The sequence below is a fragment of the Streptomyces sp. HUAS YS2 genome (assembly GCF_033343995.1).
Classification (GTDB): Bacteria; Actinomycetota; Actinomycetes; order Streptomycetales; family Streptomycetaceae; genus Streptomyces; species Streptomyces solicathayae.
The window spans coordinates 1,359,538-1,373,215 of record NZ_CP137573.1; the positions used below are offsets into that span (position 1 = coordinate 1,359,538).

The following is a 13,678-nucleotide window of genomic DNA, read 5'->3' on the forward strand; positions in this document are numbered from 1 at the left end:
CCGAGCCGTCGGCACGGTCGTCCGACGCGTCCGTGGGGAGCTGGTCTTGAGCGAAGCGACGTCCGGGACGCGGCCCACCCTCGAGGCCGTGGCCGCGCGCGCCGGGGTCTCGCGGGCGACGGTGTCCCGGGTGGTCAACGGCGGGGCCGGGGTGCGTGAGGCCCTGGTCCTCAAGGTGCGCAAGGCCGTCGAGGAGCTCGGGTACATCCCCAACCACGCCGCCCGGACCCTGGTCACCCGGCGGAACGGGGCGGTCGCCGTCGTCATCGCCGAGCCCGAGCTGCGGATCTTCTCCGACCCGTTCTTCGAGCGGCAGTTGCGCGGCATCAGTCGCGAACTCGCCTCCCACGACGCCCAGTTGGTGCTCCTGTGGGTGGAGGGCCCGGAAGACCACGAACGGATCGTCCGGTACCTGGGCGGCGGCCACGTCGACGGCGCGCTCGCCTTCTCGCTGCACGACGACGATCCGCTGCCGGGCCTGGTCCGCGGCATCCAGGTGCCGACGGTGTTCGGCGGCCGGCCCGGCTGGACGGCCGGGGCGGACGAGCCGGCGACGCCGTACGTGGACTGCGACAACCGGGGCGGCGCGCGGGACGCCGTACGTCACCTCCGCGCGCTCGGCCGCTCGCGCGTCGCGCACATCGCCGGTCCGGCCGACCAGACCTCCGCGCTCGACCGACTGGCCGGCTACCGGGACGAACTCCCCTACGAGGAAACGGCGTTGGTGGCACAGGGCGCCTTCACCGAGGAGAGCGGGGCCCGGGCGATGACCGAACTGCTCGACCGGCGGCCGGACCTGGACGCGGTGTTCGCCGCCAACGACCTGATGGCCTCGGGCGCGCTGCGGGTGCTGCGCGAACGCGGCCTGCGGGTCCCGGACGACGTGGCGCTGGTCGGCTTCGACGACATGCTCCCGATCGCGGAGGCCACCGAGCCGCCGCTGACGACGGTCCGTCAGGACGTGGAGGGCATGGGTCGGTTGATGGTCCGGCTGCTGATGCGGCTGCTGGACGGCGGCCCGGGCGTCGAGCCCGTCGTCACACCGACCGCACTGGTCCGCCGGGCCTCCGCCTGATCCGCATCTTCCGTACGCCGCACGCCTCTTGACGGGACGCGGCCGGGCCGGGCACGCTCCAGACGCGGCCCTGAGAGCGCTCTCAACCTCGTCCTGAGAGCGCTCTCAGGATCCGGATCCACGCGCCTGCACACATCCCCCGGTCCAGCCTTCGGTGCCGGCCCGAGCCCGATCACCAGCCCCAGCCCCAGCCCAGGGAGGCTTCCCCATGCCCAGAGCCAGAGCCGCCGTCCGACTCGGCGCGGTCGTCGTCGCCGGGGTGCTCATCGCCGCCTGCGGATCCGGGGGCTCGGGAGGGTCCGACGACGCCGGCGGCGACATCACCCTGACCGTCGACCTCTTCGGTTCGTTCGGCTACCAGGAGGCCGGGCTGTACGCCGCCTACGAGGCTTCGCATCCCGGCGTGAAGATCAAGCAGACCGACACCGAGGACGAGCAGGACTACTGGAAGTCGCTGCAGACCCGGCTCGCCGGAGGCGCCGGACTCGCCGACGTCCAGGCCGTGGAGGTCGGCCGGATCGCCTCTGTGACCAGCCAACAGGCGGACAAGTTCGAGGACTTGAACCAGCACGGCGCCGCCTCGCTGAAGAGCTCCTTCGCCGCCGCCAAGTGGTCCGCGGCCACCACCGGGGACGGCCGGGTGCTCGGCCTCGGCACCGACGTCGGTCCCGAGGCCATGTGCTACCGCACCGACCTGCTCCGGCAGGCCGGCCTGCCCACCGACCGCGCCACGCTCGCCCAGCGCTGGTCCACCTGGGACGGCTACCTGGAGCTCGGCCGCCAGTACCGGGCCAAGGCCCCGGCCAAGAGCGCCTGGCTGGACAGCGTCGGCAGCCTGTTCACCGTCATGATCGGCCAGGAAAAGGAGCGCTACTACAACGCCTCCGGCGACCTGGTCTACGACTCCAACCCGGCCGTGAAGACCGCCTGGGACACCTCGGTGCGCGCCGCGCGGGACGGACTGAGCGCGAAGCTCGACCAGTGGTCGCCGCAGTGGAACCAGGCCTTCGCCGCCGGCTCGTTCGCCACGCTCCCCTGCCCCGCGTGGATGCTCGGCTACATCAAGGGCCAGGCGGGCGACAGCGGCAAGGGCAAGTGGGACGTCGCGAAGCTCCCCGGCGGCGCGGGCAACTGGGGCGGCTCGTACCTCACCGTGCCCCGGGCGGCGAAGCACAAGAAGGAGGCGTACCAGCTGATCGCCTGGCTCACCGCGCCCGAGCAACAGGCGAAGCTCTTCCGCAAGCAGGGCAACTTCCCGTCCTCCACCGGCGCGATCGACGCGATCGCCGACGCCACCGACCCGTACTTCTCGGGCGCGCCGATCGGGCAGATCTTCGGCGAGGCGGCGAAGGCCGCTCCGGTGCAGGTGCTCGGCGTCCACGACAAGAACGTCGCCGACCAGATCACCAATGCGCTGAGCGAGGTGGAGCGCAAGGGCACCGCGCCGGACAAGGCCTGGTCGAACGCGCGCAAGGGCGTCGCGAACGCCACCGGCTGAGCCCCGCCGGCCGCCCCGCCCGCCTCACCTCCTGCCGAAGGGCCCGCACCGTGAGCCGCCCGCGCAATCGCGCCCCGCGAACTCTCGCCCCGTACGCCTATGTCACCCCGTTCTTCGCCCTGTTCGCCGCCTTCGGGCTCTTCCCGCTGCTCTACACCGCGTTCGTCTCGCTCTACCGGGTCGAACTGCAGACCCCCGGCGACCTCCAGTGGCGGGGCCTCGGGAACTACACGGCGATCCTCGCCGACGACTACTTCTGGACGGCGCTGCGCAATACGTTCACGATCGGCGTGCTCTCCACCGTCCCGCAGCTCGCGACGGCCCTCGGGCTCGCGCACCTGCTGCACTACAAGCTGCGCGGCCGGACGTTCTTCCGTACCGCGATGCTGCTGCCGTACGCGACCTCGGTGGCCGCGGCCACCCTCGTCTTCGGCCAGCTCTTCGGCCGGGACTTCGGCCTGGTGAACTACGTCGTGGGGTTGGTCGGCCTGGGGCCGGTGGACTGGCAGAACGGCACCCTGGCCTCCCAGGTCGCCGTCTCGTCGATCGTCGTCTGGCGCTGGACCGGCTACAACGCGTTGATCTACCTGGCCGGCATGCAGTCGATCCCGGCCGAGCTGTACGAGGCGGCGGAGGTCGACGGGGCGTCCCGGTGGCGGCAGTTCGTCCATGTCACGCTGCCCGGGCTGCGCCCGACGATCGTCTTCACCGTCGTGGTGTCGACGATCGGCGCGACCCAGCTGTTCGGCGAGCCGCTGCTCTTCGAGGGCTCGGTCTCGGGCGGCATCTCGCACCAGTACCAGACCCTCGGGCTCTACCTGTACGAGCAGGGCTGGGGCTTCTTCCATCTGGGCCGGGCGGCCGCTGTCGCCTGGCTGATGTTCCTGCTGATCGTGGTGCTCGTCGGGGTCAACGCCCTGCTCGCGCGCCGCCGTTCCCGCGAGGAGGTGCGCCGGTGAGCGCCCGCGCCGGGCGGGCCGGGCACGGCGGGAGGATCACCTACACGGTGCTGATCCTGGCCGTGCTCGTCTCCGCCTTCCCGTTCTACTGGACGATCGTCGCCGCGAGCCGGTCCAACGCGGACCTCGCACAGGTGCCGCCGAGCCTGCTGCCCGGACCGCATCTGCTGCGCAACGTGCGGGCCGTCCTGGAGGAGGCGGACATCGGCCGGGCGCTGCTCAACTCGCTGATCGTCTCCGGCTCGATCACCGTCGGCACCGTCCTGTGCTGCACCCTGGCCGGTTTCGCCTTCGCCAAGCTGCGCTTCCGGGGCCGGAACGCGCTGCTCACGCTGACCGTGGGCACGATGATGATCCCGCCGCAGCTGGGGGTGATCCCGCTGTTCATGGTGATCGCCGAGCTGGGCTGGGTGAACCAGTTGCGGGCGGTGATCCTGCCGGGTCTCGTGTCGGCCTTCGGGGTCTTCTTCATGCGCCAGTTCCTCGTGCAGGCGCTGCCCGACGAGCTGATCGAGGCCGCCCGGGTCGACGGGGCCTCCTCGGCACGGATCTTCCGCTCGATCGTGCTGCCGGTGGCCAGGCCGGGGATGGCGGTGCTCGGTCTGCTGACCTTCATGGCCGCCTGGAACGACTTCTTCTGGCCGGTCGTCGCGCTCTCGTCGTCCGAACCGACGGTGCAGGTGGCCCTGCGGCAGCTCGGCGGCGGCTACGTCCACGACCAGTCCGTGGTCATGGCGGGCACCCTGCTCGGCACCCTGCCCGTGCTGCTGGTCTTCGGCCTGCTCGGGCGGCAGATCGTCGGCGGCATCATGCAGGGCGCGGTCAAGGGCTGAGCCTTCTCCACTCATGCTGACCTTCTCTCACATCCGGCGACACTCAAGGGAGTTCCTCGTCCATGAACATCGCGCTGAAGTTCCCGGCCGGTTTCCGCTGGGGTGCGGCGACCGCGGCGTACCAGATCGAGGGGGCGGCGGCCGAGGACGGCCGCACGCCGTCGATCTGGGACACGTTCAGCCGGGTCCCGGGCCGGGTGCGCAACGGCGACACCGGCGACATCGCCGCCGACCACTACCACCGGATGCCCGAGGACGTCGCCCTGATGCGGGAGCTGGGGCTCACCGACTACCGGTTCTCGATCGGCTGGCCCCGCGTACAGCCGACCGGACGGGGGCCGGCGCTGCAGAAGGGCCTGGACTTCTACCGCCGGCTCGCGGACGCGCTGCTCGACGCCGGGATCCGGCCGGTGGCCACCCTCTACCACTGGGACCTGCCGCAGGAGCTGGAGGAGGCGGGCGGCTGGCCGCACCGCGACACCGCGGAGCGGTTCGCCGAGTACGCGGCGCTGGCCGCGGACGCGCTCGGCGACCGGGTCGTCACCTGGACCACCCTGAACGAGCCCTGGTGCGCGGCGTTCCTCGGCTACTCCTCCGGGGTGCACGCCCCCGGCCGTACGGACCCGGCCGCCGCGCTGCGCGCCGCGCACCATCTGAACCTGGCGCACGGCCGCGCGGTCGCGGCGCTCCGCGCGGCGCTGCCCACCCCGGCCGAGATCTCGCTGACGCTCAACGTGCACGCCGTGCGCCCGCTCTCGGACGCCCCGGCGGACGTGGCCGCGGCCCGCCGGATCGACGCGGTGGGCAACCGGATCTTCCTCGACCCGGTGTTCCACGGCCGACTGCCCGCCGACCTGATCGAGGACACGGCCGGGCTCACCGACTGGTCCTTCGTGCACGACGGGGACCTGCGGGCGGTGAGCGCACCGGTCGACTCGCTCGGCGTGAACTACTACTCCCCCACGGTCGCCGCCGCGGGCCCGCCGGAGCCGTCCGGCGAGCCCTCCCCGTGGCCGGGCGCCGCCGGGCGGGTGCGGCTGGTGCCCGCGCCCGGTCCGCGCACGGCGATGGACTGGCCGGTGGACGCGGACGGACTGTACGAGGTACTGACCCGGCTCTCGGGCGAGCTCCCCGGGACGCCGCTCCTCGTCACCGAGAACGGGGCGGCGTACGACGACTACGCCGACCCGTCGGGCGCGGTGCACGACCCGGAGCGGGTGGCCTACCTGGACGCGCACCTCGCGGCGGTGCACCGGGCGATCGGGGCCGGCGCGGACGTGCGCGGCTACTTCCTCTGGTCGCTGCTCGACAACTTCGAGTGGGCGTACGGCTACGGCAGGCGGTTCGGGATCGTGCACGTGGACTTCGCGTCCCAGCGCCGCACGCCCAAGGACAGCGCCCACTGGTACGCGGGGGTCATCGCGCGGGGCGGACTCGGCCGCTGAGCCGGGCCTCGCGACGGGCACGGCGGGCGAGCGGCAGGTAGCGCAGCCGCTCGGGCAGCACGGGGACGACGGCACGCACCACCCGGCAGAACCGGCGCAGCGCCCGTTCCTGCCCGTCGGTCCACTCCAGGCCGAGCGCGGCGCGGGCGTCGGGCGGCATGAGGCCGACGGTGAGGAAGGCGCGCAACCGCAGGAAGCGGGGCACGATCACCGGCCACAGCGCGCGCAGGAGCAGCCGCAGCGGCCGCGGTCCGTAGTCGGGTACGGGCATCGCCACGTCGGTCGCGAGCAGTTCGCGGACGACGGTGTTGGCCTCCAGCTCGTCGGCGAGGACCTTGCGGTAGTACGGCCAGAACTCCTCGACGGTCTGCGGCATGTCCCGGTCGTGGATGCCGAGGACCCGGCCGACCTGGAGCCACTCCGCGTAGAGCTGCCGTTCCTGTGCCTCGGAGAGGGGCCGGACGAGGTGGCTGAGCCCGTGCTGGTAGACGGGGAAGCCGGTGGCGTGCACCCAGGCGTAGTTCGCCGGGGTCAGCGCGTGGTACGGACGGCCGCGGGTGTCGGTGCCCTGGATGGTGCGGTGCAGCCGCCGCAGCCGGCGGCCCTCCTCGGCGGCCGCGTCGCCCCCGTACACCCAGAGCTGGAGGGAGCGCAGGGAGCGCTCGCCGCGGCCCCAGGGGTCGGTGCGGAAGACGGAGTGGTCGTCGACGCCGGCGCCGACCGCGGGGTGGGCGACCTGCATGGTCAGGGCCGCGGGGAGCATCAGCAGGGCGCGGACGTCACCGGCGACGCTCCACAGCACACCGCCGGGCGGGGGCGGCGCGGGCTCGGACGTACGCTCCGGCGCCGCTGCGGTGCCGCTGGTCATCGCTACCTCCCCAGGTCCCGGAGCCGGGTCTCCCGTGGGCGTCCTCCGGTGTCCAGGCTGCCATACGCCGGGAGGGGGCGGGGGCCCGTGGCCCCCGCCCCCTCCCGGGCTGATCGGTGTCGCGTCAGGCGCGGTCGGCGCCGACCGGCTCGCCGACGATGCGGCCGGCCAGAGCGTGGGCCCAGGCGTCGACGTCGGCGTTCAGCTCGCGCTCGGCGGCCTCGCGCTCGGCGGCGATGCGCTCGTGGCCGGCGGCCAGGATGGCCTCGCGCTCGGCGACGCCCTCGGCACGGGCGGCGGCGATGGCGGCCGCGCCGTCCTCCTGGGCCTTGGAGCGGATGCGGGCGGCCTCGTGGCGGGCCTCGGCGAGCTCGGCCTCGTACTGGGCGCGGACATCGGCGGCCTCGGCGCGCAGGTCCTCGGCGTGCTCGTTGCCGCCGTCGATGGCCTTCTCACGCTCGGCGAGGGTCTTGCTGATCTTCGGCAGGACCGCCTTCGCCAGGATGAGGAAGGTCAGGGCGAACAGCACGACACCGAGGATCAGCTCCGCGGTGACGGGGTTGAGCGGACCGAGGTCCATGTCGAAGATCGTCGAGTTCTGCGCGAGGGTCATGCGCGGCATCCTACCCGGTCGGGAAAAGCACCCCGGACACGAGCCCGGCCCGGCGGCGGGACCCGGCCGGACCCTGGGCGGGCCCGGGCCGGATCCGGGTCCGGCCCTCGGGGACACGGGTCCGACCCCGGGCAGAGTTGTCGTGCTCGTGTCGGATCGGCAAGATTCCCGCCGCCCAACGGCTACCGGAAGGTAACTACGGCTGCTTTGATGTGCGGCGCCGCTCCAAAACCCCCCACCATTCACGGGAGTTCACGTGCCGCTCAGCCCGCTCCGCCGCGTCCCCGGCGCCGCCCTGTCCCTCGCGCTCGCCGCCGCCGGCCTGGCCGCGGCCGCGCCTTCGGCCACGGCCGCCGAGACCGCCCAGGCCGCGGCGACGCCGAGCCTGAAGGTGCTCACCTACAACACCTTCCTGTTCAGCAAGACCCTGTACCCGAACTGGGGCCAGGACCACCGGGCCGCCGCGATCCCGGCCGCGCCCTTCTTCAAGGGCAACGACGTGGTCGTGATCCAGGAGGCCTTCGACAACTCCTCCTCCGACGCGCTCAAGTCCAACGCCGCGAGCCAGTACCCGTACCAGACCCCGGTCATGGGCCGCAGCAAGACCGGCTGGGACGCGACCAGCGGCGCGTACTCGGCGACGACGCCGGAGGACGGCGGCGTGACGATCCTCAGCAAGTGGCCGATCGTCCGCAAGGAGCAGTACGTCTACAAGGACGCCTGCGGCGCCGACTGGTACTCCAACAAGGGCTTCGTCTACACGGTGCTCGACGTGAACGGCACGAAGGTGCACGTCGTCGGCACGCACGCGCAGTCCACCGACCCGGGCTGCTCGGCGGGCGAGGCGGCGCAGATGCGCAGCCGCCAGTTCAAGGCGATGGACGCGTTCCTGGACGCCAAGAACATCCCGGCGAACGAGCAGGTGATCCTGGCCGGCGACATGAACGTGGACTCCCGCACGCCGGAGTACGCCTCGATGCTCGCCGACCTGGACGTCGCCGGCGCGGACGCCCGCACCGGGCACCCGTACTCCTTCGACACCCAGGACAACTCGATCGCCTCGTACCGCTACCCGACCGACCCGCGCGAGGACCTCGACTACGTCCTGCACCGCAACGGTCACGCCCGCCCGGCGAGCTGGACGAACGACGTGATCAAGGAGAGCACCACGCCCTGGACGGTCTACAGCTGGGGCAAGGCGTACACGTACAGCAACCTGTCCGACCACTACCCGGTCGTGGCCTCCGGTCAGTGATCTGAAGGCACGACGCGAGGGAGGGCCGGGACCCGTGCGGGGGTCCCGGCCCTTCGTGTCACCGGGGCGGCGTGCGCTCAGTCGCGCAGCGCCCGGCGGGCCGGGAGCACGCTCGCGGCCAGCGCGAGCAGCAGACACCCGGCGACCGCCGTGAGCACCGGAGTCCACGGGACGACCATGTCGACCGGAACGCCGAGGGTGCCGCTCAGGCCGGCCCGGATGCCGAGCAGCGACGGGAGCGCTGCGAACGCGCCGAGCACGGCCCCCAGGGCGACGACGAACCCGGTCTCGGCGGCCACTGTGCCCAGCAACTGCCGGGGCGTCGCGCCCGAGCGGCGCAGCCGAGCCGGGCTCGGCCAGTGCGGACAGGGAGCACTGGAGGGCCTTCGCCCGGTGGTGCACGCGGACGAAGTCAGCCGGGTCGGCGCCGGCCGACCCCGTCGGGGTGCGTCCCGGTCCCGCGTACCGTGGTGCGCCGCAGCGCCGCGCCGTCGACCGCCCGCGCGGCGGCGTCGGTGAGGCCGGGGGCCCCTCACTCGACCTGCCACCCGCCCCCGACGACCACCGCCGCGTACTGGCCGTCCTCGCGTACCTCCAGGGCTGACCGGCGCCGAACCCGAAGGAGACACCGTGGATTCCCAGACCGTCGTCGAGCACGAGGGAACCCTGGGGCGCGCCGCGTTCCGCGTGGTGCGTACCGGTGACGAGCGGCGGCTGAGCATCGGGGACTGGTCGACGGTGCTCACGCCCGGCACCCGGCTGCGGCACCGCAACCGGTGGGTGTGCATGGAGATCCGGGTCACCGAGCCCGGCAGCCCGGTTTCGTGCACCGCTACAGCATCGGCGGGTTCCTCCAGTGGGTCTCCTGGCGGGAACCCGACCACCTGGTGGCGGAGCTGGACGACCCGGGCCTCGAGCTGGTGACGGCCCTGGGCGGCACGACGGACTGGGTGACCGTTCCCGGCGACGGCTAGCGGTACAGGGAGTGGACGTACAGCGCGACGATCCCGGCCACGCACAGCAGCACCATCCAGGAGCCGAAGCTCGTGTGCCGGGTCCTGCGCGGGCGCGGCGGGCGGGGGGCGCGTCCGGCGCGGGACGGTTCGGCGGCGCGGGGGCGCGGGATGCGTTGTTCGTCGGCGGCGGCGGTGACGTCGGCCAGCAGGCGGCGGCAGACGGCCGCGAGCTCCGCGGTGGACGCGGTCAGATCCACGACGACCTCGGAGCGGGCCGGGGCGGTGGTGCCGCCGTCGAGGATGCGGCCGGCCCGCAGGAGAGCCCGGTCCTTGCCTCCGGTCGGCGCGAGGCTGATCCAGCGCCGGACGTGCTCGCCTCGGATCACCACACCGCCCCCGCGCTCCCGGTAGACCGTGTGCTCCCGCCACAGGAGACGGGCCAAATCCCCCGCCGTCTCCCTGAGTTGCGCGTCCATACCCCTCCTCGTGCTCGTCCCCCGAATTCGAACAAGCACGTGACTCTAGCGGCAGCCGCCGACAACTCCGCGCCGGGGTCGCCTCGTCAGTCGCCGAAGTCGTACACGGTCACGGGTATCCCCCGGGCGACCAGGCGCTCTTCGATCATCGGCTCGACGCGGGACCACTTCCCGCCGGCCAGCCCGCAGCCGATCCGCGGCATGTGCACGGACGCACCGAGCTCGGCGGCCTTCTCCGCCAGCGCGCCGAGCGCCGTGTCGATCGCCTCGTACCGCACCGGGACGCCGGTGCTCCGCCCCGTACGGATCCCCCGCTGCCCCACCAGGTTCGCCACCCACAGGTACGGGCCGACCTGCACGAACTGCGCCGCCCCCAGCCCGAAGTCGTTCCGCGCCCGCTCGCGGTGCCAGCGGCGGTACGCGGCCTCCGGCTCCGGCCAGCGGCGCGATATCGCCACCACGAAGCCCTTCCCCCAGCCGCCCAGGTCGTTGCAGACATGCGCGACGATCTTGACGCCCTTGCCCTGCGGCGCGGTGGCGTCCCCCCGCACGTACGTGATCCCCGTCATGGCTCTCACCGTACTGGCCGCCACCGACAGTGCCCGAAGTCTTTTACAACGCAGATGAGACAGCAATACTGTTCCACCAGGGCGAGACGGAGAGCGAGGCGCCTCAGATGGCAACGGGGACCGAGGGGCAGCCGCCGTCACCGACGTACACGGTCGACGAACTGGCCGCCCGGGCGGGCGTGACCGTGCGCACCGTCCGTTTCTACGGCACCCGCGGACTGCTGCCGCCGCCGGTGATCGGCCCGCGCCGGGTCGGGCACTACGGCCCCGAGCACCTGTCGCGGCTGGCGCTGATCGAGGAGCTCCAGCAGCGCGGCATGACGCTCGCCGCGATCGAGCGGTACCTGGAACAGCTGCCGCCGGACCTGAGCGCCCAGGATCTGGCCATCCACCGGGCCCTGGTGGCCTCGTGGGCCCCGGAGTCCGCCGAGGTGATCGACCGGCGGGAGCTGGAGCGGCGGGCCGGCCGGCCGTTGTCCGACGAGGACGTCGACCGGCTGGCCGCGATGGGCGTGCTCGACCAGGGGCCGGGCCCCGAGACGTTCCGGCTGGACGGCACCCTGCTGCGGCTGGGCGTCGAACTGCTCGACGTGCCCATCCCGCACGAGACGATCCTCGCCTCCCGCACCGTCCTGCTCGACCACGCCCGCCAGGCGGCCCAGGAGCTGTCGCGGCTGTTCCGGGACGAGGTCTGGGACCCGTACCGGGAGCGCGAGGCGGACGCCGATCACGTCGCGGCGATGAAGTCCCTCTCCGCGCACATGCAGCCGATCGTGGTCCAGGCCCTGGTGACCGCGTTCCAGCGGTCGCTGCGGGAGCAGTTGCGGGGCGCCTTCGGCGACGAGGGCTGACCGGAAGGCACGCCAGCCGACAGGGGCGGAGGGCCCGGAACCGCACCTGCGGGTCCGGGCCCTCCGCCCGATCGGACGAGACGTCAGTCCGTGAAGACCTCGCCGCGCTCCGCCTTCTCCAGCAGCAGCGCCGGCGGGGCGAACCGCTCGCCGTACTGCTCGGCCAGCTCGCGCGCCCGCGCCACGAAGCCGGGCAGGCCACCCGCGTAGCCGTTGATGTACTGGAGCACGCCACCCGTCCACGCCGGGAAGCCGATGCCCATGATCGAGCCGATGTTGGCGTCGGCGACCGAGGTGAGGACGCCCTCCTCCAGGCAGCGGACGGTGTCCAGCGCCTCGGAGAACAGCATCCGCTCCTTCATGTCTTCAAAAGACACGGTCTCGAAGGGGATGTCCGCCGTGTCCGGGTTGCCGAAGTGCTCGGCCAGCCCCGGCCACAGCCCGGCGCGCTTGCCGTTCTCGTCGTAGTCGTAGAAGCCGGCGCCGCCGCTGCGGCCCGTGCGGTCGAACTCGTCGACCATCCGGTCGATGACGGCCTCCGCCGGGTGCTCGGGCCAGGTGCCGCCCTCCTCCTCGATCGCGCGCCGGGTCTCGTTGCGGATCTTGCGGGGCAGGGTGAGGGTCAGCTCGTCGAGGAGCGAGAGCACCTTGGCCGGGTAGCCGGCCTGGGCGGCGGCCTGCTCGACGGAGGCCGGGTTGACGCCCTCGCCGACCATGGCCACGCCCTCGTTCATGAACTGGCCGATGACCCGGGAGGTGAAGAAGCCGCGCGAGTCGTTGACCACGATCGGGGTCTTCTTGATCTGCCGGACCAGGTCGAAGGCGCGGGCCAGCGCCTCGTCGCCGGTGCGCTCGCCCTTGATGATCTCGACCAGCGGCATCTTGTCGACGGGCGAGAAGAAGTGCAGGCCGATGAAGTCGGCCGGGCGGGAGACGCCCTCGGCGAGCAGGGTGATGGGCAGCGTCGAGGTGTTGGAGCAGAGCAGCGCGTCGGGGTCGACGACGTCCTGGATCTCCTTGAAGACCTTGTGCTTGAGCTCCGGGTTCTCGAAGACGGCCTCGATCACCGCGTCGCAGCCGGCCACGTCGGCCGGGTCGGCGGTCGGCTTGATGAGGGCGAGCAGGGCGTCGGCCTTCTCCTGGGTGGTGCGGCCCCGGGAGACGGCCTTGGCGCAGAGCTTCTCGGAGTACGCCTTGCCCTTGGCGGCGGCCTCGTCGGTGACGTCCTTGAGGACGACCTGGATGCCGGCGCGGGCGCAGGAGTACGCGATGCCGGCGCCCATCATGCCCGCGCCGAGGACGGCGACCTTGCGGACCGTGCGCGGCTCGATGCCCTTGGGGCGGCTGGCGCCGGAGTTGACGGCCTGCAGGTCGAAGAAGAACGCCTGGATCATGTTCTTGGCGGTCTGACCGGTGACCAGCTCGGTGAAGTACCGGGCCTCGATGGTCAGCGCGGTCTCGAAGTCGACCTGCGAGCCCTCGACGGCCGCGGCGAGGATGTTGCGCGGGGCCGGGTAGGGGGCGCCGTTCAGCTGCTTCTTCAGGTTCGCCGGGAAGGCCGGCAGGTTGGCGGCGAAGCGCGGGTTGGACGGGGTGCCGCCGGGGATCTTGTGGCCGGGGACGTCCCAGGGCTGCTTCGACTCCGGGTTGGCGTCGATGAAGGCGCGGGCCTTGGCCAGCATCTCCTCGGGCGTGGCGGCCAGTTCGTGGACCAGGCCGTTCTCCAGCGCGCGCTGCGGGTTGTACTGCGTGCCCTGGAGCAGCACCTTGAGCAGGGCGTCGGCGATGCCCATGAGGCGTACGGTGCGGGCGACGCCGCCACCGCCCGGGAGCAGCCCGAGGGTGACCTCGGGCAGACCGATCTTGGAGCCGGGCGCGTCGAGGGCGACGCGGTGGTGGCTGGCCAGGGCGATCTCGTAACCGCCGCCGAGGGCCGCGCCGTTGATCGCGGCGACGACGGGCTTGCCGAGGGTCTCGATGCGGCGCAGCGAGCTCTTGATGCCGGTGGCGGCCTCGAAGATCTGCTGGGCGTCCTCGGGGCCGGCCTTGATCATGTCCTTGAGGTCGCCGCCGGCGAAGAAGGTCTTCTTCGCGGAGGTGTAGATGATGCCGCGGATGGAGTCCTTCTCGGCCTCGGCGCGGTCGGCGATCGCGGCGATGGAGTCCTTGAACGCCTGGTTCATGGTGTTCGCGGACTGGTCGGGGTCGTCGAGGACGAGGGTGACGATCCCGGTCTCGTCCTGTTCCCAGCGGATGGTGGTGCTCTCGGTCATTGGAATG

15 protein-coding genes are annotated in these 13,678 nt (G+C 72.5%); 9 read left to right on the forward strand and 6 right to left on the reverse strand.

Going from position 1 to position 13,678, the window contains the following annotated elements:
• Positions 1-46 precede the first annotated feature (46 nt).
• The 5 genes from R2D22_RS06285 (at position 47) to R2D22_RS06305 (ending at position 5,810) form a co-directional block, all read left to right on the forward strand.
• Entirely contained in the window at positions 47-1,075 is a 1,029-nt protein-coding gene (locus R2D22_RS06285) for a LacI family DNA-binding transcriptional regulator (RefSeq protein ID WP_318101794.1), read from the forward strand.
• A gap of 208 nt (positions 1,076-1,283) precedes the next feature.
• Positions 1,284-2,573: an ABC transporter substrate-binding protein gene (locus R2D22_RS06290; protein WP_318101795.1), complete on the forward strand. Its 1,290-nt coding sequence runs from the start codon at positions 1,284-1,286 to the stop codon at positions 2,571-2,573.
• A gap of 50 nt (positions 2,574-2,623) precedes the next feature.
• The gene (locus tag R2D22_RS06295) at positions 2,624-3,532 is read left to right on the forward strand and encodes a carbohydrate ABC transporter permease (RefSeq protein ID WP_318101796.1); all 909 of its coding nucleotides are present in this window, start codon (positions 2,624-2,626) and stop codon (positions 3,530-3,532) included.
• On the forward strand, positions 3,529-4,365 hold the full coding sequence (locus R2D22_RS06300) for a carbohydrate ABC transporter permease (protein WP_318101798.1): 837 nt from the start codon (positions 3,529-3,531) through the stop codon (positions 4,363-4,365). Before R2D22_RS06295 ends, R2D22_RS06300 begins: the two co-directional genes overlap by 4 nt.
• A 62-nt stretch (positions 4,366-4,427) precedes the next feature.
• Positions 4,428-5,810 carry a GH1 family beta-glucosidase gene (locus R2D22_RS06305; protein ID WP_318101799.1) on the forward strand — a complete coding sequence of 461 codons (1,383 nt, stop codon included), beginning with the start codon at positions 4,428-4,430 and terminating at the stop codon, positions 5,808-5,810.
• Here R2D22_RS06305 and R2D22_RS06310 read toward each other — a convergent pair.
• Complete coding sequence (locus tag R2D22_RS06310; protein WP_318101801.1) at positions 5,782-6,678, reverse strand: oxygenase MpaB family protein; 897 nt, start codon at positions 6,676-6,678, stop codon at positions 5,782-5,784. The genes R2D22_RS06305 and R2D22_RS06310 overlap by 29 nt on opposite strands.
• A 124-nt stretch (positions 6,679-6,802) precedes the next feature.
• Positions 6,803-7,291: a F0F1 ATP synthase subunit B family protein gene (locus R2D22_RS06315; protein WP_318101803.1), complete on the reverse strand. Its 489-nt coding sequence runs from the start codon at positions 7,289-7,291 to the stop codon at positions 6,803-6,805.
• A gap of 256 nt (positions 7,292-7,547) precedes the next feature.
• On the opposite strand from R2D22_RS06315, the gene sph reads away from it, so the two are divergent.
• Positions 7,548-8,546: a sphingomyelin phosphodiesterase gene (sph, locus tag R2D22_RS06320; RefSeq protein ID WP_318101804.1), complete on the forward strand. Its 999-nt coding sequence runs from the start codon at positions 7,548-7,550 to the stop codon at positions 8,544-8,546.
• 77 nt (positions 8,547-8,623) lie between these two features.
• Here the strand turns inward: sph and R2D22_RS06325 are convergent, their stop codons facing one another.
• Positions 8,624-8,962 carry an FtsX-like permease family protein gene (locus R2D22_RS06325; protein ID WP_318109605.1) on the reverse strand — a complete coding sequence of 113 codons (339 nt, stop codon included), beginning with the start codon at positions 8,960-8,962 and terminating at the stop codon, positions 8,624-8,626.
• Between the two features lie 29 nt (positions 8,963-8,991).
• Between R2D22_RS06325 and R2D22_RS06330 the strand changes: the two genes are divergently transcribed.
• Positions 8,992-9,150: a hypothetical protein gene (locus R2D22_RS06330; RefSeq protein WP_318110187.1), complete on the forward strand. Its 159-nt coding sequence runs from the start codon at positions 8,992-8,994 to the stop codon at positions 9,148-9,150.
• Positions 9,151-9,370: 220 nt separating this feature from the next.
• On the forward strand, positions 9,371-9,520 hold the full coding sequence (locus R2D22_RS06335; RefSeq protein ID WP_318101805.1) for a hypothetical protein: 150 nt from the start codon (positions 9,371-9,373) through the stop codon (positions 9,518-9,520).
• Here the strand turns inward: R2D22_RS06335 and R2D22_RS06340 are convergent.
• Together R2D22_RS06340 and R2D22_RS06345 are read right to left on the reverse strand one after the other, a co-directional pair.
• The gene (locus R2D22_RS06340; RefSeq protein WP_318101806.1) at positions 9,517-9,978 is read right to left on the reverse strand and encodes a hypothetical protein; all 462 of its coding nucleotides are present in this window, start codon (positions 9,976-9,978) and stop codon (positions 9,517-9,519) included. The genes R2D22_RS06335 and R2D22_RS06340 overlap by 4 nt on opposite strands.
• Positions 9,979-10,064: 86 nt before the next feature.
• A complete protein-coding gene (locus R2D22_RS06345; RefSeq protein WP_318101807.1) occupies positions 10,065-10,547 on the reverse strand; it encodes a macro domain-containing protein in 483 nt (160 codons plus the stop codon).
• Between the two features lie 107 nt (positions 10,548-10,654).
• On the opposite strand from R2D22_RS06345, the gene R2D22_RS06350 reads away from it, so the two are divergent.
• Positions 10,655-11,398 carry a MerR family transcriptional regulator gene (locus R2D22_RS06350; RefSeq protein ID WP_318101809.1) on the forward strand — a complete coding sequence of 248 codons (744 nt, stop codon included), beginning with the start codon at positions 10,655-10,657 and terminating at the stop codon, positions 11,396-11,398.
• 83 nt (positions 11,399-11,481) lie between these two features.
• Here R2D22_RS06350 and R2D22_RS06355 read toward each other — a convergent pair whose 3' ends face one another.
• Positions 11,482-13,671, reverse strand: coding sequence for a 3-hydroxyacyl-CoA dehydrogenase NAD-binding domain-containing protein (locus R2D22_RS06355; RefSeq protein WP_318101811.1), 2,190 nt, complete (start codon positions 13,669-13,671; stop codon positions 11,482-11,484).
• Between the last annotated feature and the right edge of the window lie 7 nt (positions 13,672-13,678).